This is a genomic window from Campylobacter showae, assembly GCF_900699785.1.
GTDB lineage: Bacteria > Campylobacterota > Campylobacteria > Campylobacterales > Campylobacteraceae > Campylobacter_A > Campylobacter_A showae_D.
Map to the genome: position 1 here is coordinate 1,259,132 of NZ_LR535679.1, position 24,697 is coordinate 1,283,828.

The following is a 24,697-nucleotide window of genomic DNA, read 5'->3' on the forward strand; positions in this document are numbered from 1 at the left end:
TCGGATACGGCTTTTTGAAAACGTAAAATTTATCTGCGAATTTTATACGATACCCTCTTTAAAACATTGCATCGCTTCAATGGGGTAAATTTTAGCATTTAATTCACTCAAGCAATTTTCTCGAAAATTAGTTTCAAACTCCAACGGAGTAAATTTTAACACAAATAGTGACGCGAGCGCTAAAAAGCAGGAAAATTGTTTCAAACTCCAACGGAGTAAATTTTAACGATAAAACAATGTTAAGTAAATCAGAGCTAGTAAGGTTTCAAACTCCAACGGAGTAAATTTTAACTTGGGGCTTACTATGCCGCTGCTCGGCGGAAGCAAAGTTTCAAACTCCAACGGAGTAAATTTTAACTCAAAATCGCACGTTATAAACGAGTTTTTTATATTGTTTCAAACTCCAACGGAGTAAATTTTAACCAGAGCAACAAAATTTATTGATAAGCGTTATCATTAGTTTCAAACTCCAACGGAGTAAATTTTAACAAAAAAAGTTATTGTCGCGCTGCGAGTTTTATAAGGTTTCAAACTCCAACGGAGTAAATTTTAACAATATGCTTACATTTTGCTTAAAGAACATTAATCGTTTCAAACTCCAACGGAGTAAATTTTAACAATAACATTAATCTAAATCAAGCGCAATTAAGTTGTTTCAAACTCCAACGGAGTAAATTTTAACATGTGGCAGACTGCGTTTCACGTGAAACATTTAATGTTTCAAACTCCAACGGAGTAAATTTTAACAGCACCAAAATATACATTTTTAGGGCTATTAAAACTCAAAGTCTATATTTTTACGCCTTAAATTTGCATAAAAAGCAAAATAGTATCGATACGAAATACCCTAAATTTCGTTATTTATAAAATCTTAGAAAAAGCTTCATCGAGATGATTTAGATTTTAAAAATGACGCATAGAAATCAAATGGCCCGCTGCGATAAGGTAACTCAACAACCCCAATCCGCCCGCAACGACAAAAGCAAATTTTATAAGTTGGGCGCATTTTGTATTTTACCACAAACATCCAAAGCAAAATCGCAAACGCCATTTTAACGTAAAACAAACACCGTAGCAAGGGTGCAAAAGTCAAATTTGACTTTAAAATGACGCCCCTACCAACAAAATATCAAATTTACCCCCACCTAAATCCCTCATAAGGCGCATCTTCGCAGATACATTTCTTGATCTGATTAGCCTCGCGGCGGATCACCTGCCGCCACATGAGGTTTTGCCCGTTTAGGCAGATCGTTTCACCAAGCCTCGCGATCATTTTTAGCTCTATCTTTTGCACTGCGTCGTTGCTAAATTTTATCCGACCGGCGTCCGTTTGAAAGTCCTTTGCGGTAATCTCCTTTTTATTTAGCATGCTAAAAATCAGCGTATCGCCCAAAATCGGCTTAAAAATCTCGGCAAGATCGAGGTGTAGGCTAAGCGCGCGGTAGTTTGGCTCGTGTAAAAAGCCGATGCGCGGATCAAGCTCGGTTTTGTAAATTTCGCTCAGGCAGATGTTATAAATGCGCGTATTTACGTAGCTTATGAAGCTGTTGATTTTATCGGCGGGCGGGCGCTTGGAGCGGACGGTAAATTTAAAGCTTTTTTGATCCGCGATTATCTCATTCCATTTTTCGTAGTAGAGCTTTTGAAACGCCCCTTCCGCCGCCATTATCGCAGGTACGTCCGCGGCGGCATTTAGCGCCTCTATGTGGGGCGAGACGTCAAATTTCACGCCGTGTCTTTTGCAGTTTGCCGCGTCGTTTAGGATGTGCGCGCGAGTGATCTCGCGGGCGATGTAGGCGCGCTTAATGGGATCGTCAAAGGCGCGAACCTGATTTAACAGCACAAAGCCGCTTTTATTGACCGAGTTTGAGGTGTTTGGATAAAAATTACCGCGAAAGCTCTGATACGGGCTAAAAACGTGCAAAAGGACGTTGTTATCCGCCAGAAACGCCATAGTATAGGTATCGATCTGCACTTTTGCCAGCACGTAAATTTCATCGATCGCGTTTATCGGCAAAATTTTACTGGCAGCGACCGCGCCCTCATCGTCAAATTTATCAAAATAGATATTGTTATCTTGCCTACGAAGCCTGCCTGCGCTCAAAATAAAATGCGTCCTGTCGCTTTTTTGCATCTTTTTTCCTTAAATTTAGCTGGGATTTTAAACTCCGCCAAACTCGGCAAATTTATGCGAGCAAATTTAACTAAACAGCGCGCCGCTTTTATCCTGCCCGATTACGATACGCTTGGAATATTTCAGCGAATTAAACGTGTAAATCACGATAGAATCGAGCTGCGTAATGCACTCTTTTTGCAAAACCGAAGTTAGTTTTTTAAAATCGCTCTCGCGAATCTCGCCCTCAAAAACGGAAAACTGCACGCGAGGCAAAAACTTTTCAACCGCCTTTCTGATGCGGTTTGCGTTGTTTTTCTCTTTTTGCTCGGCGCCGGCGATGTCGTAAAATAAAATGGCGTACATTTTTATCTAACTCACGCAATATCCGCTATAAGCGCAGTTTGTGCAAAATTTGCCCTGCGTAAATTTCGGCGGCCGCTCTAGGTTCGCAAGCGCCGTTATCTCGCTTAAAATTTGCTCGATTAGAGCGAAATTTTCGCTGCTATCCTCCACTAAAATCACCTTTTTACCGCTGATTAGTTTGCCTTTTACCTCTTTTAAATTTAAGCCCGTTTTTAAAAGATAGACGTAAAAAAGTAGCTGCATCTTGCCTGCAAGCTCGTTTTTTAGGCTCTTTTTGTATTCGGTGATGAGATAATGTCCGCGCTGCTTGGAAAGTTTGTCGAATTTCAAATTTGAAAATGCAAAGTCCTGCAAATCGCTCTCTTTGATCTCCGCCAGCGCCTTACCCATCAGCACGTTTTCATCATCCTGACCGGCGTGGATATGGTGCGCATAAAGCCACGCCTCACGCTTACAGGTGACGTAATAATTCACAAGCGTGCCGGTGATTTGGTCTTTGCAAAACATTAGTCGAATACCTCGTCTGCTGCCGTTAACTCAGGCAAGAATCCGTCAAATTTATTATAAAAATCGCTAGGCGCTAAAACATATCTGCCAAAAAACTCTCTGGTGTATGGCTTTATATTTTCAAGCATATTTTTGCCAACCGCAATGGTATATAGCGCTAGCTCTTTTTCAAGCTCTTTGATATTTGCCAAGATGACAAATTTATCTTTGCCTGAGGTCAAAAGCGCCTCTCGTTTTTCTAAAAAATCATTAAAATGACCATCATACTGCTCTATAAAGAGCGACACTTTGTAGTCTTGTTTTGGCATGAAGCTGGCATTAAATTTATCAAATAGCGTTTGAAATTTTAACTCTTTAGCAAGGCTTAATAAGTCTACGCTTGTCGTTTCGTCTTTGGTGCTCTGAAAATAGCTCTCTAAAATTTGATAAATTTCGCTCTCTTTTATGGAGCGAGCTAAAATTTCTTTTACTTTATCTTCTTGCAGGTCTATATCGTGATACGGAAATGGTTTGCCGTCTAAATAGTCAAAAACCACGACCTTTGCCGGCTTGCTAGATGTAGCGTTGCGATTTACTCTACCGGCGGCCTGGATGATGGCGCCAATGGGTGCAAATTCGCGAAATCCCACGTCAAAACTAAGATCAACCCCGGCCTCGATGAGCTGGGTGGCGACTAGAGTGATTTTCTCGCCGCCTTCAAGTTTTTCTTTTATCTCGTCTATTATTTGTACTCTGTGAAGCGGAATCTGATGCGTCGTCAAAAGATAGACGCTTCTTTTGCCGCTATTTTTTAGGGCTTCGTATAATTTTTTGGCTTTTGAAATTGTATTTACGACGCAAAGCGCGCTCTCGTCTTGATGTTTTAAAATTTCATTTACCAAATCATCAAGCCCTTTTATATCCGGCTTATAGACGATCTCATATCTATCTTTTTTACGTTTATATAAAATAGGCTCCGAAAGCTCGGTAAAGCTCTCTAGCTCAGCTGCGATATGGGGCATAGTTGCCGACATGATTATAAAATGGATATCGTATCTTTTTGAAAATTCGTTAAAAGCAGCTGCGATGGATTTTAGCAGCACTCGCGGAATATTTTGTATCTCGTCTATTATAACGACGCTATCCCGAAGGGTTTCAAGCTTGAGATTGTCTTTATTGTGGTTTGAGAAAAAAGTAAAAAATAGCTGGTTAAAAGTCGTAACTATAAAATTTTCATGCCAGACGTCGGATAAGAATACCTTTTGCATAAACTGCTCTTGTTCATCGTCGTTTTGGCTTTTATAGCTTGTTAAATGGTGATACTTTAAAACGTCTTGATCTGCTATTATTTTTTGATACTCGGTGTGCGTTTGATCTATGATAGACGTAAAAGGTATAGCCGTTATGATGCGCCTTTTGTTGCCGTCTCTAGCTATTTCTAGGGCTAAATTTAATGCCAAAAATGTTTTGCCGATACCCGTTGGCGCCTTTATGAGAAATGTTTTCTTGTCTTTATTAGAGTTAAAATTTTTAAATATAATCTCTCTTGCTTTATTTTTATAATCATCTTGCTTTTTGGCGGCTATTATGCTCTTTATTTGGTTTATGTAAAGATCTATCTTTTTGGCATTTAAAACGGCTAAATTTTGATAGCTTTCTGAAAAAATGGCTTCAAATTTATCAGCCAAAATGAGTCTTGAGTATCTTTTTTTAAAAATAAAAAAGCTCTCCAAGCCGTAATATTTTGATAGTTCATTTTCTAAGTCAAAAAAATAATCCACAAAGTCGTAGAGATCTATATCGATATCCAAATTTGCTCTTTGAGCTATCTCATCTATCTTTTTGAGCCTGTCTGTTACTTTTGCTTTTGTTGATCCTGTATTTGAGAGAAAGTAGTCTATATCCGGCAAATCAGAGTGGTGCTTTAAGATGGCAAAGAAATTTGCCAAGAAATTTATATCTTTGTCGGTTCTAGTAAAAAAGTATACAAAAGCGCTTTCTAGCGTGTGCGTAGTTTTTAGCTTTTGCCGTGCTTTTTCAAATTCATCTGCCGAGTTAAAATTTTTAGCGTCTAAATTTATATAGTCTTGAAATTTTTGTGAAATTTTGGCTAGATCGTGAAAAGATGCTGCTTCCTTGTGCTCATCGTCATCAAAGCTGTTGGCTATATTTTCAATGTGCGAGTTGTATGATTTTTGCGGGTGGGAGTTAAAAACATCTGAAATTTGCATCATACAAATATGCAGCGATAAGTTTTTTGAGCACAAATCACCTCGCAAGCCTCTATATTTTTTGCCCTTATTTGATCGTTTGAAACTATCAAATTTATATGCGTTTTTGGAGATCTATCGTTATCTAGGCTTCCGGTAAAGCAGATTGGCGAGTATAAAATATTTTCGTCAAAGCATATATTATGCGCCTTGCTTTGCGGCACAAACGAGTCAATACTTACCTCATCAAAATTTTTGTTTGTAAAATTTACTATCTCTATAAACTCAAAATTACCGGCAAATTCGCTATTGCCAAGATAAAAAGGAAATTTGGAAATTCTATTTTTTAGACTATCTATCGCTTCGTTTTCAAATTTAAATTTATCGATAAAGATCGTATATTTTGGATCGATTAATAGTTCTCTGTTTATAGGTTTTTGTGGTGCGGATCTATCTCTTAAACCGTTTGAAATCTTTTGCATATCTAAATTTTTAAGGCTATTTAGATGAGCTTTTGTTTTTTTGGTGTAGTCGTTTATGTAGTTTTGCGAAAAGGTTTTCTTTGAAATGGCGCCGTCCAAAACGACGCTATATCCAAAATCCATAAAATCATCGTCGCCTAAATAGTCATCCGCGCCAAGTAGCGCCGCTAACATACCGCCTACGGTAGTTTTTGGCGGTAGCGGCAAAGTGATGTTCTGACTTATGGAAAGCGGATCTCTAAAGCAAGCAAATTTACCCCAAATTTTAAATGCAAACATTATAGCTCTCTTGCGTCTATTTCTAGCCCCGGCTCTTTAAACTGATCCACATACTCCCTAAGGGAATCATCGTAAAAGATCACAACCTTTTCTATCTTTTGGCTCATATTTTTTAGCGATCTAGTAAGGGCTGTAAAATTTAACTCGCACTCGTCAATGCTTCTGATCTGATCGGAATCTTTATTGTCTAGCTTTACAAGCTCGTCAAGTAAGCCTATCATATAAGCGTCTTTATAGATTACTCTAATAAGTATTCTTGGCTTTTGACCGACCTTACTTCTTGTATTTAGTAGTTTTGTGCCTTGCCACATCGAGTCAAGCATCTGTGCGACATCTTCTTCGCTAGCGTTTGATTTGGCGGCATTTAGTGAATTTATAGTGCCATACATGGCAAATAAGCCATACGGTATGTAGTTGTCGGTTCTAAATGTTTTATTGCCGCTGCCGTCTTTGCCAAACGCACCGGTTCCTTGAGACATTATAGTCTCTGTCTCGTTTAGCGATTTAGCCCAAGAAAATTGCACTGCGCCTATGATTTGGATATTGCTTTTTGGCGCCACGCCTCCAAAAAGTCTATTGTCTATGCAGCTTAAAAATGCCTTTTTATCGTCTGATTCGCCTAAAATTTTCTTTACTTCGGCAAATCTAGTTTCTGCCGACTGTACCTGTTCGGCGTTATTTACAAAGATTGTTTGAGACTTTCTGTATTGCAGATCATCCCTGATGGTTCGCTTTACTCTTACGTCGCTCACGATAGCCTTTCTGTCGCTCTCATCGTATCTTGGCGCATTGTCGTTTAACATATCTCCGTTGGGATTTGTCATCTTTGCGTCCCATAAAAACAAAATTTCGCTATGTTTTGCTATCTCACTCATTATTTTCTCCTAATTGTTGATTATCTTTTTTAAATTTAACGTAGTCGTTCATACCTCGTATAAATGCAAATGAAATTTCATAGCGAGAAACACTCTTGCTTTTTTCATTGCAAAAATGCGTAGTTATCAGCTGCGACAGATCGCTATTTGTCACGCTGCCTAGCTTTAGTTTTCTTTCAAATTCATTTGCTTTATTAAAAATTTTCTTTAAATTCGGCGCTATTATTTTTTGATTTGAAAGCCACTTTTCAAATGTCTTATTTTCTTTAGAAACTTCTGATGTAAAAGAACTATTTATAATACTCTTAGAATAAGCGCCTATCAAATAAGCACCCTTGATTAGATCATCTTTAAAATAATCGGACTGTTTTTCTAACAGCCCCTCAAAATAATCGGAAAAAAGCTTCATAATCACATCCTTATCGCGTTTATCACTTGTAAAAACTCTAAAATTTTATTTTCATTTTCGACGATATTTTCAGGAAAGGCTATCCAGTTTTTGACGCCGTCTTTTATCTTTTTCTTATTTTGGGCATCAAATTCCCTAAAATGTTCAAATCGTTTCAAAAGCTCGATATATTTTATCTTTGCGTATCCGAGCAGCAACTTTGCTAAAAAAATTTTCTCCTGTATGATTTTATTATCAAGTCCTTTGACTCTTGTGGCAACGGCATATTTTTCAAGAACGCCAAAATAATCTTTGAGATAGGTAAATTTGATATCATCATCTGTATCTTGAATTTGCTTTGAAGAGTCGGTAATATGACGCTCTTGCATTAGTTTTACGACCTTTGCTATCCTGCTTGGCAAAACGTCTTCAAGCGTAGAAAATATCTTAACGGATAAATTTGTCTGATCAACCTCGGCAAATAAAATATCAAGCGTAAAGCTACTTATTTGGTCGTAATTTTCGATTTGCTTTCGCAATCTTCTCATAAAGCTCTCTTCTCTTTCGGATTCTTCTTGTATGTTTTTTGCATTTTTAAGAAAGCTTATTAATCCTTTGAAAATTTCAGCATCGAAATTTGCCATAGAAGGGATGATTATGTATTCTAGGCCTTTGTAGTAAAATTTTAAGTTATTTATCGCAAACATCCAACCCTTTTTTATCGTCTTTGCGCTTTCTAGCGACATAGGTAGTTTGTTTATCTGCTGTATGCCGTAACTATCATCATAATTATCCATGGTGAAAAATTTAATATCAGGATTGTATCCGCAAGCTATTTTCTCTTTTGTGACGACATCTGCCAGCTCTTTTAGTAACGGCTCGTTTTTACTATTTTTAATGTGAGGGCGAACAAATTCATCAAGATAGTTTTGCAAAATTTCAGGCATAAGCTCAAAAAAACTCTTGCCGTTTATAAGTAAAACTAAAAAATAATCATCCTGCTTAAAATTCTTTAGCTCAAGCTCGTCGTTTTCATAGTTTTTAATGTACTCAAATACCAAGGTGGCAACACGCTTATTGTCGTCGTTTGCGTAGATCATAGCCGAATTTTGCAGCGTGTGGGAGATAGCTTTAAATTTCTTGTATAGGTCTTTTTCGCCTTGATACTCAAAATTTGGATATAGATAGTATGAGTTGCTCGTGCCGCCTATCTTTTTAGTAAAAAGCGTCTTTATGTTATCTAGCGAGGCTTTGGATATTTTTGGCTTATCGACAAGTTTTAAATTTTCTACTTTAAAATCGATGGTTAAAACAATATGTTCGCTATCTTTAAAATTTGAATTTTTTATCATAGCGATAGTGTCGTCATCGCTTACCAAATTTCCGATCACATGCAACTTATGAGCAAGCCCCATTTTAAATTGACCTTAAAAATTTTTATTAATGCTAGTACAATATGCCTTAAAGATTCATAAAATTTATTTTTTATTCTACTATTTCTAAAAACCCCGCTCCGCAGTTCATACATCCGCTTCCGATGCCCGCATCAAGGATTAAGTTTATCAGCCCAGGCTGCGCATAAATTTTCCATTTTGCTTGCCAAGCCTGAACCGGCGAGCGGTTATTGCCGTAATAAAAATTAAATGGATTTTGCAAATTTTGCCAGAGCAAATTTAGCTCGAATTCGCCGTCATATCTGCGCCCGGTAAGCGTTTCAAATCTTTGCAAGGCGTTTGTTTTCATCATCTCAAGATGTCTGGAATCTTGCGGCTGCAGATAAATTTTATGCCCCAAAAGCCCGCCTACCGCGCATGCTACGCAGCCTTGCAGTACCGCTTCGCTTTGCGCGGTCCTGTGTTCGCTAACCGCCACAGTCGTATCGCACAAGCAAAACTCGCCTAAGCTTAACCCGTCTTTTAGCACGGCAAGCGCGATTGTTTTTTCAAATTCCGGTTCATAAGAGGTAAATCTAATCCGCAAATTTGCGCCCTTTAAGCGAAAATCAAAATTCGTTCGTTTAAAAATTTTGCCGCTGGGCTCATGCCTATATCCCTCGTGCTCGACACTTGGCAGATAGCGGTAGATGTAGCCCTGGATGAGCTGAGGCAACGCCTTTGAAATTTTTAAATTTGCGCTCGGCAAACGTGAGCTTATCGTGAGCATTTTCGTCCTTAAATTTAGTAAAATTTAGACGTAATTATAAAAAATCTCGCATTAAAAATCGGTTTTGTGCAAAAAATGCGGCGAAATTTTAAATTTTACCCGTCAAATTCGCTAAAATATCCGAAAAAATCACGCAAGGAGAGCAAATGAAATACGATTTTGACGCGCCGGTGGAGCGAGGCGGGACGTATTCGTCAAAATGGAGAACAAACGGCGACGAACTACCGATGTGGGTGGCGGATATGGATTTTAAGGTTGCGCCAGAAATTTTAGAAGCGCTACAAAAGCGCCTAGACAACGGAGTTTTTGGCTACTCGTACGTGCCGCAGGAGTGGAGCGAGGCCATCTGCTCGTGGTGGAGCAGGCGCCACGACGTCAAATTTGACCCGAGCTGGCTGATTTTTTGCACGGGAGTGATCCCGATCATCAGCTCCGCCGTGCGCAAATTTACGAGCGTGGGCGATAAAATCGTAGTCCAAAGCCCCGTCTATCACGTCTTTTACCGCAGTATCGAAAACAACGGCAGGATCGCGCTCGCAAACGAGCTAGCCTACGACGGACGCGGCTACGATATCGACTTTGCCGATCTCGAAGAAAAGCTCGCCGACCCGCTAACGACGATGTTTATCCTTTGCAACCCGCACAATCCCGTCGGCAAAATTTGGAGCGCCGAGAAGCTAGCCAAAATCGGCGAACTATGCGCTAAACACGGCGTTTTGGTGATCTCAGACGAGATCCACTGCGACATCACGAGCCCCGGCAAAAGCTACGTACCGTTTATCCGCGCGAGCGAGACTTGCAAAAACATCTCGATCACCTGCGTTTCGCCGACCAAAGCCTTTAACATCGCCGGCTTGCAAAGCTCCGCCGCCGTAGTGCCAAATCCCAAACTGCGCGCCAAAATGGCAAAAGCCATCAACGACGACGAGGTCGGCGAGGGCAATGCGTTTTCTTGTATCGCGGCGATCGCGGCGTTTGAGCGAGGCGAAGCGTGGCTCGAGCAGATGCGCGAATACGTAGAGCAAAACCGCAAAATCGTGAGCGAGTTTTTGCAAAACGAACTGCCGCAGATCAGGCTCGTGGAGCAGGACGCCACGTATCTACTCTGGCTTGACTGCCGCGAAATTTGCGACGATGCGAGCGATTTTCATAAATTCTTACGCCAAAAAGCGGGTCTTTGGCTAAACGACGGCAACGCGTATAGAGGCGAGGAAAAATGCTTCTTGCGCCTCAATATCGCCACGCAAAGATCGCGCGTGCTAGAGGGGCTAAAACGCCTAAAATCAGGCGCTCTGGCCTACACGAAAAGCAGGGAATAATATATTTACGAAAAATTGGGATAAAATTTAGACCTTTTTGGTATGATTTGCGCGTCCGACAAGAAAACCTCCTTTTTGTAACGGCGTCTCGGCTCCCCCTGCCGAGGCGTTTTTGTCTTATTCATTAAGCTTTTTTAGTTATAATCTTTCTCATAAATTTACTCCGCCTAGCTCAAATTTAATTAAATTTAGCGTTTTAGGCAAAAGGACGAAAATGCTAACTCACATAGACGAAAACGACCGTCCCAAAATGGTCGACGTAAGCGACAAGGACGTAACTACGCGCATAGCCGTAGCAAGCGGCATCATAAAAATGTCGCGCGAAGCCTTTGACGCGATCAAAAACAACACCGGCAAAAAAGGCCCCGTCCTGCAAACCGCCGTCGTAGGCGCGATAATGGGCGCGAAAAAAACGAGCGAACTCATCCCGATGTGCCACCCGCTGCTAATTAGCGGCATAAACTGCGACATCGAAGAGTTAGCTGATATCTGCGCTTATAAGCTAACCGTTAGCGTCAAGATAGACGGTAAAACCGGCGTCGAGATGGAGGCGCTAACGGGCGTTAGCGTCGGACTTCTAACGATCTACGACATGATAAAAGCGATAGATAAAACTATGCAAATAACGGACATAAAACTAGAAAGTAAAAGCGGAGGCAAAAGTGGCGACTACGTGCGATCTAAATAAAGAACCCCAAATCTCGTACCCAAATTTCTGGGAATATAAAATCATCATCGAAGAAAGCGGCGATGCCCAAGCTATCGCGCAGAGCGTCGTAGGCGAGAGGCAGCACAAGATAACGCCCTCAAAATCGAGCAAAGAGGGCAAATACAAAAGCTACAATCTAAGCGTTTTGGTTAATTCTAACGAGGAGCGATTAGAGATATTTTCCGCGCTAAGACGCGTTTGCAAATACGTACTATAAGGACTTTCATGCAAAATTTAGTCTTCATCCAAACCATAAAAGAGAACAAAAGCGATCCGCAAATTTCCGTTTTGATCAGGGAATTTGCACTAAGCGAGTTTAGAAAAAGCGTCAAAGGCGCAAAAGGCGGCGACACAAATGCGGCTCTAGCTAAGGAATTTGAGCAAATTTGCGAGGCGCTAAAGAGCGAGGATCTGCTAAACCGCCAAAACGTCGCCAACCTCATCCAAAGCGCGGGCGACGCGCTCAGCGAAGCAAAAGAGCAGTACATCCACCGCCTAATCTACGAAAAAGAGCAGATCGAGCGGCAAATTTACGCGCAAAAAGACGAGATCAAAAACGACGTTCGCGCACTGCTTGAAAATATGGAAAATTTCATCAAAAATAGCGACCTGGCGGATAAAGACGAAATTTTAACCGCGATAGACGAAAAGATGCTCTGCGAGCTGCAAATACTGGGCATCCTCAAAGAAACTACCGAAGCGGCGTTTCTAACCGCGATCGAAAAGGGCGACGACGTAAAAGACACGGTCGAGCAAATCGCCAAAAACGTCGTGCTTAGCGCGATAAACGAGGGCGAAGCGAGCAAAGAGCGCATCCTAGAGATCGCAAGGACGGTCTGCGAGGCGGCAAGCGAGATAGCCGACGTCGATCAGGCCTTTGCTAAAGAGCTAATCGCAGGCGCGATCGGCGGCGTAAAAGAGGCGCTTAGCAAAAGGACGGAGAAGTTTATCGAGGAGATCAAATTTGCCCCGGACGGCCAGACGCTGCTAGGCGAAGCTAAAGAATTTATAAGGCTCGAGGAGAGGTTTGTGGCGATGCTGCGCGATATGGCGCGCTCGGATGAGCCGTCTGCTGCGGTGATAAACGAAATCCTAGACGAGTCCATAGATAGCTACTTCGCCAAATTTAAGCGGCTACAAAACGACGTTTCCCGTCAGATCGAGCTTCAGCTAGAGGAGCTAAAATTTAACGAAAATATCGATAAATTCGCGAGCCTTGCGGGAGCAAAATTTGAGGAGCTAAAGCGTGAAGTCGGTCAAGCCGGCGATAAATTTAAAGAAAATTTTAACGCCAAAGAACGCCTCGAAGCGCTCAAAAAAGACATCAGCGACTTTGAAAAACGAACCGAGGAGAAGCTAAGCGCGATAAATGCAAGCGAGATCGGCGAAAACCTCAAAGCAAAATCAAAAGAACTAGGCGAGAAGCTCTACAAAGCCGCCGAAAATCTCATAAAAAACGCTAAAGAAAAAATCGGCAAAAAAGAGGACGAGAAAAAGGACGAGTGAGCCCGACTTTGGCGCATTTGGTTAAATTTGCGCCCGGGTTTAATCGCCTTTTAATCACCCGCTCTAAACGGAGGCAAATTTGACGCGGTAAATTTGCGCTCGAATTTGCCTCCGTCAAGACGCCGCGAAAGTCAAATTTAACCCCAAAGGATCAAAAATGAGCATCACGTTTTTCGTAAAAAATAAAAAGAAGTTTCTAATCGGCCTTGCGCCCGTGATGAGCGTGGAGGAGGCGCTGCGACTGGTGCCGAATTTATCGCAGTTTAACGCCGACGAGGATGACGAGGAGTTTGACGCAGATAGCTTTTACGGCGCAAAGCTCGACGAGCTTGACTGCCTCGTTGCCGGCACGGACGGACTTAGCGGGCGCGGCTTTGAGATCGGATACGAGGATGGCGCGTATAATGTCCGCATCGGCACGCCAAGCACCCGCACGGACTGGAAAATCGCTCTAGAGTACCTAAAAAACCTAGCCATAAAAATGGACGGCGAAATCGTGAGCGAGGACGGCGAGAAATTTAGCGCGCAAAATATCGAGGGTTTTGACTATGAACCCGATATAAGCGCGGGACTAGGGGCGATAGAGCAAAATTTGCAAAAAGAGGCGCAAATCAGCACGATTTACGGCACGCGAAACGAAGTGTCGTTCGATCAAAAGATCATAGCTCGCATCCTAGGCGCGAAGGATCCCGTGGGCGAATTTAGTAAATTCGTAACCGATATCCAAAACCTGGATGCGTATTTTGCAAATCAGATGTTTTACCGCAGGAACGATAACGGCGAGATTATCGGACGGTACGTCCTGTCGCAAGGCGTCGTTACCGCGCTGCCGTATGAGCCTAGCGTGGAGTATAAAAATTTACAAATGCTAGGCGATGAGAAAGTCGCGCGGTGGTCGGTCGCGATATTTGGCGGAGAGGGCGACGACGACGAGAAATACGAGATCCTAGCGACGCTAAAATATGAAAATTTCATCCAAAATTTGCCAAAAGATAAATACGAATTTATCGACGCTAAAAATATCGTCGTAAGCGCGTTTAGCAAAGCGGAATTTGACGCGCTCATCGCAAAATGCGGCGAAGATGGGCTGGCGGACTAGGCTGTTTAGCTAGCGGCGGAGATTTGCCCTCCTCACGCTAAATTTAGCGGCGTAGTTAAAATTCATGACCGAATTTGACCGCCGCATTACCCCAAAACAGTGCCAAATTTGACGCAACATAGATCAAATTCGGCGTCAAATTTAAAGCTTCAAAAAGCCGCAAATTTAACCCTGACCCCAAAATATTGACTTGCTCCGCACCTTTAGATGAAATCAGGCGCAAAAAAACAAAGGAGATCAAAAATGCGAAAAACTTTCCTGCCTATTTTATGCGCCTTCCTGCTGGACGGATGTACTACGTACGGCATCGGCCCCTCTAATATATTCTTAGAAAACAAAGAGCTATCCCAGCTAAAAGGCCGCCATATCCTAGATATGGAAAAGTACTCCGGCGGCTGGTCGCATATCGAGATAGGTATGCTTTCAAACAAATTTTATATGCAATACGAGCCTCGCGAAGTGCTATCGGTTAATAGATCGTGCAACTTCTGGGGTTGTAGCGTAACAGGCGTCAACTATAGCACCTACGGTTTCGTATACTTTACCACCGATAAGGACGGCTATATCACGGACTACACCGAGGACGGCGACGCGATAAGGAGCGTCAAGCATAAATTTAAAGACCTGCTAGTACTGGAGAACTAAGATGAAAAAGACGGTAATAACATTATGCGCATTTGCGATCACTGCGGCGTTTGGATTGTCCAACGAGGATTACGATAAATTTATAGCGCTAGACGATAGCGGAAAATATAAAGAAGCACTGGCCTTTATCAAACCCAGAGCCGATGGCGGCGACGCCAGAGCGGTCGCGCTTGTTGGCTACCTATACGAGGTAAGGATGTCTAATATCGGCGAAGGCGTAAAATGGTATAAAAAAGCCATGGGGCTAAATGATTCGCTCGCCCACTCTAATATGGCGCGGATCTACTACCGCATGACGGATTATAAGCTAGCCGCGCAGACCTTTGAAAAGGCAAGCAAACTAGGCGACACTGGCGCGGACGCAATGCTGGGAAATATGTATCTAAACGGGATACATTTTAAAAAAGACTATAAAAAAGCGCTCGTCTACATCCAAAAAGCCGTTGCTGACGACGACCCTCACGCTCTAACCGATCTAGCTATATGCTACGAGAACAGCTACGGCGTCGCAAGGGACATGGATAAAGCCATAGAGTTCTATAAACGCGGAGCGGCGGGCGGTAACGAATACGCCAAAAGAGCGCTAGAGAGATTGCAGTAGCAGACTGCGACAAGTTCTCGAGTTTTGGCGATACCGACCGTGCGAGCTTATCGGTCTTGGCGGCGGTGACTCGGGTACTGGTTGGCGGAGGCAGCTTGGGCTAGCTCCCAAGCTCGCTCGGTTTAAATTTTAGTTTTCGGTAAACCGCCGGATATCGGTCGGTTTATCCGTTTAGCTTTCGCCTCGCAAAATAACTCAAATTTGGGCAAATTTAAACCCCGAGCCGAGTTAAATTTAATACATAAAAAGCCCCGCGTCCTTTGCCTCTCCGACCTTATCAGTTTTCACCCAAGCCGCGATATAGATGAAAAACGAAGCCACGAGCAAAAAGAAACCAAATACCGCCAAAACACCGCTCGCCCACAGCAACTCTCCCGCAAAAAACGTGCAAACGTAGACGCGAAAAAGTCCGTTTCTAGTTAGCCTTGCTAGCTCGAAAAAGACCTTCCCCCACACGAACGCGACGTAGCCCAGCAGTAGTAGCGCGATGACGGCCACTAGCTTAGCTAGCGGATGAGCCGCGTCCGCCATATACGATGCCAGCGTCGCCGTGACGTGAGCGACGAACATCACGATCATCGCCTTGCCGTAGTTTACGTGCAGATCATCGCTGTGAGCGAGCCTGGCGACTCCGCCTAGCGCCGCATAGGTTAGCAGCGCGGCCGCTATGACGGCGAGATTGTCCGCGATCTGTAGCGCTAGCCCCGAGTAACTTGCGATAAAGTACGCATAGATCTTGATCGCGGCCGGCACGATACCGGATGCGATGCCTAGCGTCCTAGCTCGGTCAAACGCCGCGCTCTCTTTTAGCGCAGCCTTCGTCTCCTCGCTTCTGGTATCCTTTACCGCGCGCTTTTCACCCTCGTCTACGACTACAAAAACGTCCCGCGCAAACGCCCCATCGGGCCGAAACGCCACTCGCTCGCCGCCGCTAGGTCGCCCCAAGCGCACGTCCTCAAAGCTAAATTTATAGTATTTCCCGTCGTCGCCGACTGTCGTCGTTTCGTTTATAGCTACGCCCTTCACCAACTCTCCTTTTTCGTTTTACCGCCATACTCGATGATTTCCGACTCGCCCGCTTGTTTGGGTTTTTAGTGTGCGGGTTATGCCGCCCGTCAAATTTGACGCCAAAGTCCCTAATCCAGCCAAATTTTACGGTTTAGCCGTAGCTCCTCGACGATACGCAAAAAGCCGCCGATCTCGTCTTTGTAAAATCTATTCGCCCCCTTGCCCACGAGCGGACGGCGCAGATCGGGCTCGAAATTATCGCGTCCCGTGCGGATCGCCATGCAGATCTTATCCCCGGTCAGCACGATGTTTATAGGGCGGTGAAATCTCGTTTTTAGCAGCTTTAGATTTTCCATCAGGCTAGGCGTGAGCGCGTATCTAGCCTCGATCTGATCGGTCGTATAGACGCGAAATAGCCGCTCAAACTCCGCGTCGTCCATCCTCGCGCGCTTGCCGCCGTAGTCCCTAAAATCATCCATCCCGCTACAAATTTGCGTGACGCCCTTTAAGCGTTTAGGAAAATCGGCGACGAACAAAATCCCCGCAAAAAGCACTCTATGCGTCTTGTTTCCGCGTAGATCCTCTTTGATACTTATCGCCTCTACGTCGCTAAATTTGACCCGCACGCCCTCTATCTGCCCGAAAATCAGGTCGTTGCCCGAGTATTTGTCGATGTCAAAATCATAAATCATATAAAGATAATCGCTCTCTACGTATTCGCCCGGATAATACGCGAGACCGCACTCCTCCACGATACTTCTCACGACTTTTCGCTTAAATTTAAAGGTAAAACTATCGGTAAAAATACTCTTGAAAAAATAGTACATCGCAGTCCCGCAGACCACAAACGCACCCGCGCTAAGAGCGGCGTTTTGCGCGGCTAGATATAGCAGCCAAGCCACCGCCGTAGCGACAAAAAAGCAGGTGAGCTTTAGTCTAAAAAGCGAGCGTAAAACTTTTTGCCGCTCAAGCTCTAGCAAGACCAGATCGTCCATTTTCGCTCCTGTTTTTAATCTAACGCCTTTTGCAAATTTGGCTATTTTACGAGCTTTCGTCTTTAAATTTGCGTTTTAAACCGTTTAAATTTTAGCTCGCCGTTTGCGGGCGACGACGCTTCAAATTCGGATCAAATTTGCCGCCTAAATTTACCGCCCGCGCCGCTTTTACTTTTAAATTTAACGAGCCGACAAAGTCCGCTTGTGTTTTTGGAGCGCAGTTAAAGCGCTCAAATTTAACTTCAAATTTGACGAAGCGAGCGCAAATTTAGCGGTTAAAAAGCTCGTGCACGTCGTGCGGATCGTCTTGACCCTTAGGCACCTCGAAAAACGCCGCCTTATGAAACCTCGCCCAGCTAGCGACGATATTTGAAGGAAACATCTCCACGGCGTTGTTATAGTCGGTCACGGCGGCGTTGTAGGCGCGGCGCGCGGCGGAGATCTGCTCCTCGATCTCGTTTAGCGTCTTTTGCAAGTGCATGACGTTTTCGTTGGCTTTAAGCTCTGGGTAGTTCTCGACGACGACGTTGAGCTTTGAGATAAGGTTTGACAGCTCGCCGTTTAGCGCAAATCTCTGCTCGTCCCCCGCGGCCTTTTGGATGCCGCTTCTAAGCGCGGAGATGTTTTCTAACAGCTCGCGCTCGTGCGTGATGTACTGCTTGACGGTGGCGACGAGGTTTGGGATGAGGTCAAAGCGCCTTTTTAGCTGCGTATCGACGCCAGATCTGATGTTTGAGACTTGGTTGCGCTTGCCCACTAGCGAGTTGTAGACCGAGATGACGATGAGCGCGAGAACGGCGATGATGCCTAGGACGATGTACATTTTTGCTCCTTTTTTGGGTGTGATTATAGCCAAACGGGGCTAAAATTCGTAAATTTGGGCTTGATTTTCGGCTTTTGGGCTGCCGCTATTGTTGGTGTTTTGGTTGTTTGGCGCCGCGGTAAAATCAATTGTTTATTTTGATTCAAAAGCCTTTAAATTTAAGCATAAAAATGAAGCAAATTTAGCCTATTTCGCGCGAGATGTTTTAAGAAAGCTACAAAACTCATCGTAAACGCTATAGACTGACTAGTCCGCATAAATATCGTGCTAAGGCTTAGATTTTCGCACTTCGTAGTTTGTTTGGGGCGAGCTGCTCAGGGAGCTATTTTTGAGGATATATTTTTCTTGCCGTTAGGGTTAAAGAGTCTAAATTTACGCGCTCATAGCTCCTTGTCGCGCTCTATTTTCTATGATTTCTTGCATAAATTTTAGATATTTTACGGCACCTGCGAGCAAATTTTCTAAGCCGCCGTGTGAGATATTTTTTATATTAAGTGTGACTGTTGCGCCGTTTATATCATAAATATAAATTAGCCAAACGTATTTGTCGCGCGCAAAAATCATCGCAAATTTTACGCGCGCAGCGTCCGTTTTGCTCAGCTTTATTTGGGGCGCAGTTCATCTTGGAGTTAGCCGTAAATTTTCTTTAAATTCGCAAGATTTGCGCTCAAATTTAAAAGCAGCATATCGGCTGTTACTAGTCTAGCCATCGCAGTAGCTACGACGCTGCCGCGCACGCCGATGCAAGGATCGTGTCGTCCGCGCAGCTCGCAGAGGGTATCCTCTCCGCGCACGTTTTGCGTCGCCTGAGATAAAAATATCGACGGAGTCGGCTTAAAATGCGTCTTTATCACGACCTCTTGTCCGCTCGTCATGCCGCCCAGCGTTCCGCCCGCGTGATTTGAGGCAAAGCCGAATTTCTTGTCCGAATTTGAGCTGCGGCAAGCCTCGCCGTCCGTCTCGTTTTTGCATTCGTTAAATTTGCCGCCGTTTAAATTTACTCGCCCGCCCGCATACGTCGCACCCATCGAGTCATTATTTTGGCTGCCGCGCATCTTGCTCGCATTCACGCCTTCGCCGATCTCTACGGCTTTGACGCCGTTTATGCCCATCATCGCAGCTGTGATTGCCGCGTCAAATTTATAGTATAGCCCCTCGCCAAGCCCGGCCGGCGCGCCGCGGATAACCGTGACGACGCTAGCTCCGACGCTGTCGTGCTCATGCTTGGCTTTTAGGATTTCCTCTTTCATCGCCTCTTCGTTACCCAGCGAAAATATTTCCGAGCGCGCCGCGAGACCAAAGTCTAACCGCTCGCCGCACGAAATTTCGCCCACGCTAGCCACGCCGCTTTGCACGCTGATGCCAAACTCGCTCAGTAAAATTTGAGCTAGCGCGCCGCCCGCCACGCGCACGGCCGTCTCTCTAGCCGAGCTGCGTCCGCCGCCTCTGTGGTCGCGGATGCCGAATTTTCGGTAGTAGGCGTAGTCGGCGTGACCTGGACGAAAGAGCTCGCGTAAATTTTCGTAATCGCCCGATTTTTGGTTTTCGTTTCGGATGATAAAACCGATCGGAGTGCCCGAGCTTAGCCCATCAAATACGCCGCTTAAAATCTCCACGCGGTCGCCTTCGCTCCTAGCCGTGGCAAATTTCGAGCCGCCCGGTTTTCGTTTGTCAAGCTCGCTTTGGATAAAATTTAAATCGATACGCACGCCCGCAGGAAAGCCGTCTAGCACGCCGCCGATAGCCGCTGCGTGGCTCTCGCCGAACGTCGTTAGCGTTAGTTTGCGTCCGAAGGTGTTCACTTACCCTCTCCTAAAATCTCAAGCGCGGTTTTGGCGGCTTTTTGCTCGGCTTCTTTTTTGCTCTTGCCCGCGGCTCGCGAGATCTCTCGCTCGTTTAGCATCAGCGCGATCTCAAATTCCTTCTTGTGATCGGGGCCTTTTGAGCCCACCAGCACGTATTTTGGTATCTCGGCGAAGCGCGCTTGGGTGAGCTCTTGCAGTGCGGTTTTGTAGTCCTTGACCATGCGGTCGAAATTTATATCCGGGTAGCATCTCTCAAAGGCTTTTAGGCTAGCCGCGCGCACGGCGTCAAAGCCGCTTTCTAGGTAGATCGCGCCCATCAGCGCCTCAAAGGCGTCCGAGAGTATCGAAGCTTTTAGCCGTCCGCCGTTGTGCTCTTCAGCCGGCGAGATGTTGATGAGTTGACCCAAATTTAGATATTTAGCCAGCTCGGCGAAGCTTTTTTCATTTACGAGCGCGGCTCTTAGTTTGCTTAGATCACCCTCGCTTAGGCGCGAAAATTTGTGAAAAAGATAATCTCCGATCACCAGATCCATCACCGCATCGCCCAAAAACTCGAGCCTTTCGTTGTTTGCGCCGCCTTTTACGCTTTTGTGCGTGAGCGCGGTTTTTAGCAGCTTTTCGTCTTTGAATTTATATCCTAATTTCTCTTCCAAATTTCGCATTATTCGCCTTTTAAGCTATTTTTTATCTTGACGGCTTTCTCGCGTGCCATCTCGTCGCAAAGCTCGTTTTGCTGGTGCCCGGCGTGGCCTTTGACCCAGATCGCCTCGACCTCGTGCGGCTCGCTTGCGACTAGATACTCCTGCCACAGCGGGACATTTTTTACGTTTTTAAAGTTTTTTTTGACCCAGCCCTCTAGCCACGCATTTACGGCGTTTGCGACGTATGAGCTATCGGTGTAGAGCTTCACGCGACACGGCTGCTTTAGCGCTTTTAGCCCTTCGATCGCGGCGCGTAGTTCCATTTGATTATTCGTCGTGTGCGCCTGCCCGCCGCTTGCCGTTTTTTTGTGCTCGCCGTACTCTAGGATGTACGCCCAGCCGCCGGGGCCCGGGTTATCCAGACACGAGCCGTCGCTAAAAAGGCATACTGTTTTCATCAGATTTTTCCGTGATGTGAGGCAGAATTTGCACGCTGCCTAGCTCGCTACACATCGGACAGCGGTAAAAATGCATCGGAAAGGCGTTTTTACAGCTCTTGCAAACGTAGTTAAAGCTAAGCGCGGCCTTGTCGTAGTTTGCCGCTTTTAGTTTCTTTAAAACCTCTAGCTCAAAACCGAGCGGCGTGCCGTCCTCGTCGCTCATGCCTTTGATGAAAAACAGGCTCTTATACTCGGGGTCGGCTAAATTTACGGGCGTGTTTTGATAGTAAACTAAATCCAAAACGTCCCCTAACGGCGGGAAATCGCTAAAATCCTTAAGCCCCGAACCGCTTAAATTTAACCTCTCCATCGCCATACGCCGCACGAGCGCAAATTCGTCCTTTAGGGCTAAAATTTCGCCGATTTTGCCTGCTTCGTCCCTGCTTTTATCCGCTAAAATTTGCAGCGCCTTTATGTAGGCCGTCTGCGCTCTCACGTCGCTGCCGAGCTCCTGCAGCGCGTCCAAGGCCTGCAGCGCGCCCTCGTAGTCTTTTAGTTTTTCGAAAATTATCGTTAGCGATTTTAACGCGATTTGATTTCGCGGAGAGATTTTTAGCGCCTCTAAAAAGACGCTTTTTGCGCGCTCTAAAAAGCCCGCCTTAAAATAAGTCTGACCCAGATCGGTAAAAATTTGCTCCTTTGCCGCTCGGTTTTTGGCCCGCTCTAAAGCTACGGCATAGACGTTGATAGCCTTTTCAAAATACCCGCTTTTTGAAAACGTCCCCGCCAAAAAGCACATCGTAGCCGTATCCGCGCCCGAGTTTATCAAAAGCTGCTTGTTTTCGTCGCTCAGGCCTTGAGATTTGCCGAATTTTTTCAAAAATCCCGCGATCTCCGCCTTTTCGTCCTTGCTCTTAAAAACGCCCCACGCGTAGCTAAAAACGGCGATCACGAGCACCGCGGCGACCAACACCACGAGGCCGAAAATCGGGTCTCTAAATTCGATAAAAAATATATCCAAAATGCCGCTTTCTAAAGTCAAATTTAACGCCGATTATAGCAAAACGATTGTATAATCTCGCTTATGATCGATCCAAAATCAATAGAAAGACTAAAAGCGCAAACCGATATCGTCGATATAGTCGGGCACTATCTACCGCTGAAAAAAAGCGGAGCGAACTTCGTGTGCGTCTGCCCGTTTCACGACGATAAAAACCCGAGCATGAGCGTGAGCCCGTCGCGCGGGATATTTCACTGCTTTTCGTGCAAGGCCGGCGGCGACGCGATCAAATTCGTGATGGACTACGAAAAGCTAAGCTACCCAGAAGCCGTCGAAAAGATCGCCGGACTGCAAAATTTCACGCTAAACTACGTGCGCGGCGGCGAACCGGCGAAGGAAAACAAGCACATCCTAGAAAACGCAAACGCTTTTTACCGCTCGCTGCTTTATAAAACGCCCGCAGCCGTGGAGTATCTCTACTCGCGCGGTATAACCGACGAGCTGATAGATAAATTTGAACTAGGTTTCGCGCCTGAGAGCGCGCAGACGATAAGGCTACTGCAAAACGATCAAATCGAGCCCAAAGAAGCCCTAGAAGTCGGCATCGTAAAGCAAAACGAAAACGGCATCTACGCTAGCTTCATAAACCGCATCACCTTTCCTATCTACACGCACGCTGGACGGCTCGTGGGTTTTGGCGGACGTACGATCAGCGGCAACCCCGCTAAATACGTAAATTCGCCCCAGTCCGCGGTTTTTGACAAGTCCACGCTTTTTTACGGCTACCACCTGGCAAAGCGCGAAATTTTCACCAAAAATCAAATCATAATCACCGAAGGCTACATGGACGTCATCATGCTGCATAAGGCGGGCTTTAGCAACGCCGTAGCCGTGCTTGGAACCGCTCTTACGACCAAGCACCTGCCGCTTTTAAAACGCGGCGAGATTAGCGTCGTCTTGTGTTTTGACGGCGACGACGCGGGCATAAACGCCGCGACTAAGTCCGCCCTGCTGCTCGCGCAGAACGAAATCGACGGCAGCGTCGTCATCATAGAAGGCGGCGCCGATCCCGCAGATATGGTAGTCGCGGGTAAGATAGAGTATCTGCGTCAAATTTTTGAAAGCGGCACGGAGATAGGCGAATTTTACATCAGGCATCTAGCTAGCGGCTTTGACCTCTCGCGTCCCGTACAAAAGCAAAAAGCGCTAGAAGCGATCCAGGCCTTTACCGCGAGTCTAAAACCCGTCGTCGCAAACTCCTACGCGCCGCTCGTGGCTAAAATTTTAAAGATAGCCGAGGGGTCGTTTTGGCTAACTAGGGGCGCAAATACGCAAGCCGCTCAGGAGCGCATGCAAGCCTACGAAATGCAAAATTTCGGCAAAAATCAGCGCGGACAAAAGGATCAGCTCGAGCTTCAAATTTTAAAAACTATGATCGAAAACGAGAGTCTAAAAAGCACCGTTTTGGAAAATTTAAAGCCTGAGTATTTCGTCCGCCACAGGGATATTTTCGAAGCCGTAGCGCAGGGGGTCGATGCAGACGATCCCGCCGTGCGCGAGCTGATGTTTGAAAACTATGACGCCTTTACCGACGAGGAGAAAATTTTTGAAGCCGTGAATGTTTTTAAAACGAGATTTTATAAAAATATGTACAAAAAGTACTCGGCGGCGAAAATTCCTCTGGAGGAAAAGGCGCTCATACTAAAAAAAATCGATAAAATTTTAAAGGAAATCAATAAAAAATGAAAGCATTAGTTTTATTTAGCGGCGGGCTGGACAGCATGATCGCCATCAAGCTGCTGACAAACCAAGGCATCGACGTTACGGCGGTGCACATCGATATCGGCTTTAGCGGCGACGAGAAAAAGGCAGAAATTTTACGTCGCCGCGCGAACGAAGCTGGAGCCGAGCTTAAAATAATCGATATCAGAAACGAATACCTGCGCGATGTGCTTTTTACGCCTAAACACGGCTACGGCAAGCACTTTAACCCCTGCATCGACTGTCACGGATATATGTTTAAAACGGCGCTTGCGATGATGCGCTCGGAGGGTGCTAGCTTTATCGCGACGGGCGAGGTGATCGGCCAACGTCCGATGAGCCAGAGGCGCGACGCGATGGCGCGGGTCAAAAACGCCGCAGGCGACGAGGACGACCTCATCCTGCGTCCGATGTCTGCGCAGCTGATGAAGCCCACAAAACCGGAGCGCGAAGGCTGGGTCGATCGCAGCAAACTGCTCGCCATCAGCGGACGCGACCGCAAAAGACAGTTCGCGCTTGCGAAGGAATTCGGCTTTAGCGAGTATGAGACGCCCGGCGGCGGGTGCTTGCTCACGATCGAGAGCTTTGCGAATAAAATCAAAGATTTCATCAAATTTGACCCGGATATGACGAGCGCGGATATGCAGCTGCTACGTATCGGGCGGCATCTGCGCCTAACAAACGGCACCAAAATGGTCATCGGCCGCGACGAAAACGATAACGCCAAGCTGCTAGCTCTAAATAATCCGAAATTTACGCAGATCAAATTTGACGGCGATATCGTGGGTGCGGTGAGTTTCGTGGATGCTAAATTTAACGAAGCCGATCTCGAGTTTGCCGTGCGGCTGGCGCTTGCCTACACTAGAGCCGATAAAGATACGGCTGTGCGAGCTAGGATCGGCGAGCGCGAGATTTGCGTGAAACCTTTTGAGAGCAAAGAGCCTGCGCAGGAGTTTTTCGTTAGTTAAATTTAGGAGCTTTAA

The 24,697-nt window shown here is 45.4% G+C and carries 26 protein-coding genes and 1 CRISPR repeat array; of the genes, 9 read left to right on the forward strand and 17 right to left on the reverse strand.

The features are described from left to right. The first annotated feature begins 130 nt into the window (after positions 1 to 130). Positions 131 to 747: direct repeats of the CRISPR family, unit length 30 nt; unit sequence GTTTCAAACTCCAACGGAGTAAATTTTAAC. A 388-nt stretch (positions 748 to 1,135) separates the two neighbouring features. The 9 genes from cas1 to E4V70_RS06305 form a co-directional block, all read right to left on the reverse strand. Then, the gene (cas1, locus tag E4V70_RS06265) at positions 1,136 to 2,134 is read right to left on the reverse strand and encodes a CRISPR-associated endonuclease Cas1 (RefSeq protein ID WP_122862305.1); all 999 of its coding nucleotides are present in this window, start codon (positions 2,132 to 2,134) and stop codon (positions 1,136 to 1,138) included. 66 nt (positions 2,135 to 2,200) lie between these two features. After that, entirely contained in the window at positions 2,201 to 2,479 is a 279-nt protein-coding gene (gene cas2, locus E4V70_RS06270; RefSeq protein WP_122862306.1) for a CRISPR-associated endonuclease Cas2, read from the reverse strand. 6 nt (positions 2,480 to 2,485) lie between these two features. Further along, on the reverse strand, positions 2,486 to 2,986 hold the full coding sequence (locus E4V70_RS06275) for a Dna2/Cas4 domain-containing protein (RefSeq protein WP_122862307.1): 501 nt from the start codon (positions 2,984 to 2,986) through the stop codon (positions 2,486 to 2,488). After that, the gene (gene cas3 / locus E4V70_RS06280) at positions 2,986 to 5,232 is read right to left on the reverse strand and encodes a CRISPR-associated helicase Cas3' (protein ID WP_172603252.1); all 2,247 of its coding nucleotides are present in this window, start codon (positions 5,230 to 5,232) and stop codon (positions 2,986 to 2,988) included. The genes E4V70_RS06275 and cas3 overlap by 1 nt, the downstream gene beginning before the upstream one ends. Next, positions 5,196 to 5,936, reverse strand: coding sequence for a CRISPR-associated protein Cas5 (gene cas5 / locus E4V70_RS06285; RefSeq protein WP_122862308.1), 741 nt, complete (start codon positions 5,934 to 5,936; stop codon positions 5,196 to 5,198). Before cas5 ends, cas3 begins: the two co-directional genes overlap by 37 nt. Continuing rightward, on the reverse strand, positions 5,936 to 6,811 hold the full coding sequence (gene cas7b / locus E4V70_RS06290) for a type I-B CRISPR-associated protein Cas7/Csh2 (RefSeq protein ID WP_122862309.1): 876 nt from the start codon (positions 6,809 to 6,811) through the stop codon (positions 5,936 to 5,938). Before cas7b ends, cas5 begins: the two co-directional genes overlap by 1 nt. After that, positions 6,804 to 7,220 (reverse strand): hypothetical protein, encoded by a 417-nt coding sequence (locus tag E4V70_RS06295; RefSeq protein WP_122862310.1) that lies wholly within the window; start codon positions 7,218 to 7,220, stop codon positions 6,804 to 6,806. The genes cas7b and E4V70_RS06295 overlap by 8 nt, the downstream gene beginning before the upstream one ends. Before the next feature lie 2 nt (positions 7,221 to 7,222). Then, entirely contained in the window at positions 7,223 to 8,614 is a 1,392-nt protein-coding gene (locus E4V70_RS06300) for a TM1802 family CRISPR-associated protein (RefSeq protein ID WP_122862311.1), read from the reverse strand. Between the two features lie 70 nt (positions 8,615 to 8,684). Next, positions 8,685 to 9,362, reverse strand: a complete 678-nt coding sequence (locus E4V70_RS06305; RefSeq protein WP_122862312.1) for a CRISPR-associated endoribonuclease Cas6 — start codon at positions 9,360 to 9,362, stop codon at positions 8,685 to 8,687. Between the two features lie 146 nt (positions 9,363 to 9,508). Here E4V70_RS06305 and E4V70_RS06310 point away from each other — a divergent pair, with 146 nt between their 5' ends. The 5 genes from E4V70_RS06310 (at position 9,509) to E4V70_RS06330 (ending at position 13,995) form a co-directional block, all read left to right on the forward strand. Beyond that, complete coding sequence (locus tag E4V70_RS06310; RefSeq protein ID WP_122862313.1) at positions 9,509 to 10,681, forward strand: MalY/PatB family protein; 1,173 nt, start codon at positions 9,509 to 9,511, stop codon at positions 10,679 to 10,681. Between the two features lie 214 nt (positions 10,682 to 10,895). Next, positions 10,896 to 11,369, forward strand: a complete 474-nt coding sequence (gene moaC, locus E4V70_RS06315; RefSeq protein ID WP_122863126.1) for a cyclic pyranopterin monophosphate synthase MoaC — start codon at positions 10,896 to 10,898, stop codon at positions 11,367 to 11,369. After that, positions 11,344 to 11,607, forward strand: a complete 264-nt coding sequence (locus E4V70_RS06320) for an HP0495 family protein (RefSeq protein ID WP_122862314.1) — start codon at positions 11,344 to 11,346, stop codon at positions 11,605 to 11,607. Before moaC ends, E4V70_RS06320 begins: the two co-directional genes overlap by 26 nt. Before the next feature lie 8 nt (positions 11,608 to 11,615). Continuing rightward, the gene (locus tag E4V70_RS06325; protein ID WP_122862315.1) at positions 11,616 to 12,896 is read left to right on the forward strand and encodes a hypothetical protein; all 1,281 of its coding nucleotides are present in this window, start codon (positions 11,616 to 11,618) and stop codon (positions 12,894 to 12,896) included. Positions 12,897 to 13,053: 157 nt separating this feature from the next. Beyond that, the gene (locus E4V70_RS06330) at positions 13,054 to 13,995 is read left to right on the forward strand and encodes a DUF4299 family protein (RefSeq protein WP_122862316.1); all 942 of its coding nucleotides are present in this window, start codon (positions 13,054 to 13,056) and stop codon (positions 13,993 to 13,995) included. A 55-nt stretch (positions 13,996 to 14,050) separates the two neighbouring features. Here E4V70_RS06330 and E4V70_RS11110 read toward each other — a convergent pair whose 3' ends face one another. Then, a complete protein-coding gene (locus tag E4V70_RS11110; RefSeq protein WP_269472421.1) occupies positions 14,051 to 14,176 on the reverse strand; it encodes a hypothetical protein in 126 nt (41 codons plus the stop codon). A 62-nt stretch (positions 14,177 to 14,238) separates the two neighbouring features. Between E4V70_RS11110 and E4V70_RS06335 the strand changes: the two genes are divergently transcribed. Both E4V70_RS06335 and E4V70_RS06340 read left to right on the forward strand, forming a co-directional pair. Next, the gene (locus tag E4V70_RS06335; protein WP_172603253.1) at positions 14,239 to 14,640 is read left to right on the forward strand and encodes a hypothetical protein; all 402 of its coding nucleotides are present in this window, start codon (positions 14,239 to 14,241) and stop codon (positions 14,638 to 14,640) included. Between the two features lies 1 nt (position 14,641). Then, positions 14,642 to 15,241 (forward strand): tetratricopeptide repeat protein, encoded by a 600-nt coding sequence (locus E4V70_RS06340; protein WP_122862318.1) that lies wholly within the window; start codon positions 14,642 to 14,644, stop codon positions 15,239 to 15,241. A 234-nt stretch (positions 15,242 to 15,475) separates the two neighbouring features. On the opposite strand, the gene E4V70_RS06345 is transcribed toward E4V70_RS06340, so the two are convergent. From E4V70_RS06345 to E4V70_RS06375, 7 genes are all read right to left on the reverse strand, one after another. Next, positions 15,476 to 16,267, reverse strand: coding sequence for a hypothetical protein (locus E4V70_RS06345; protein WP_122862319.1), 792 nt, complete (start codon positions 16,265 to 16,267; stop codon positions 15,476 to 15,478). Between the two features lie 110 nt (positions 16,268 to 16,377). Next, entirely contained in the window at positions 16,378 to 17,244 is an 867-nt protein-coding gene (locus E4V70_RS06350; RefSeq protein ID WP_122862320.1) for a DUF3137 domain-containing protein, read from the reverse strand. 268 nt (positions 17,245 to 17,512) lie between these two features. After that, positions 17,513 to 18,067: a LemA family protein gene (locus E4V70_RS06355; protein WP_002944192.1), complete on the reverse strand. Its 555-nt coding sequence runs from the start codon at positions 18,065 to 18,067 to the stop codon at positions 17,513 to 17,515. Positions 18,068 to 18,696: 629 nt separating this feature from the next. Further along, positions 18,697 to 19,869 (reverse strand): chorismate synthase, encoded by a 1,173-nt coding sequence (gene aroC, locus E4V70_RS06360; RefSeq protein WP_122862322.1) that lies wholly within the window; start codon positions 19,867 to 19,869, stop codon positions 18,697 to 18,699. Further along, positions 19,866 to 20,534, reverse strand: a complete 669-nt coding sequence (rnc, locus tag E4V70_RS06365; RefSeq protein ID WP_002946070.1) for a ribonuclease III — start codon at positions 20,532 to 20,534, stop codon at positions 19,866 to 19,868. Before rnc ends, aroC begins: the two co-directional genes overlap by 4 nt. Next, positions 20,534 to 20,971: a ribonuclease HI gene (gene rnhA / locus E4V70_RS06370; RefSeq protein ID WP_122862323.1), complete on the reverse strand. Its 438-nt coding sequence runs from the start codon at positions 20,969 to 20,971 to the stop codon at positions 20,534 to 20,536. The genes rnc and rnhA overlap by 1 nt, the downstream gene beginning before the upstream one ends. Next, positions 20,949 to 21,974: a hypothetical protein gene (locus tag E4V70_RS06375; RefSeq protein ID WP_232037834.1), complete on the reverse strand. Its 1,026-nt coding sequence runs from the start codon at positions 21,972 to 21,974 to the stop codon at positions 20,949 to 20,951. Before E4V70_RS06375 ends, rnhA begins: the two co-directional genes overlap by 23 nt. 63 nt (positions 21,975 to 22,037) lie before the next feature. Between E4V70_RS06375 and dnaG the strand changes: the two genes are divergently transcribed. Continuing rightward, entirely contained in the window at positions 22,038 to 23,699 is a 1,662-nt protein-coding gene (gene dnaG / locus E4V70_RS06380) for a DNA primase (RefSeq protein ID WP_122862325.1), read from the forward strand. Then, entirely contained in the window at positions 23,696 to 24,682 is a 987-nt protein-coding gene (locus tag E4V70_RS06385) for an argininosuccinate synthase domain-containing protein (protein ID WP_122862326.1), read from the forward strand. The genes dnaG and E4V70_RS06385 overlap by 4 nt, the downstream gene beginning before the upstream one ends. Positions 24,683 to 24,697: the final 15 nt, after the last annotated feature.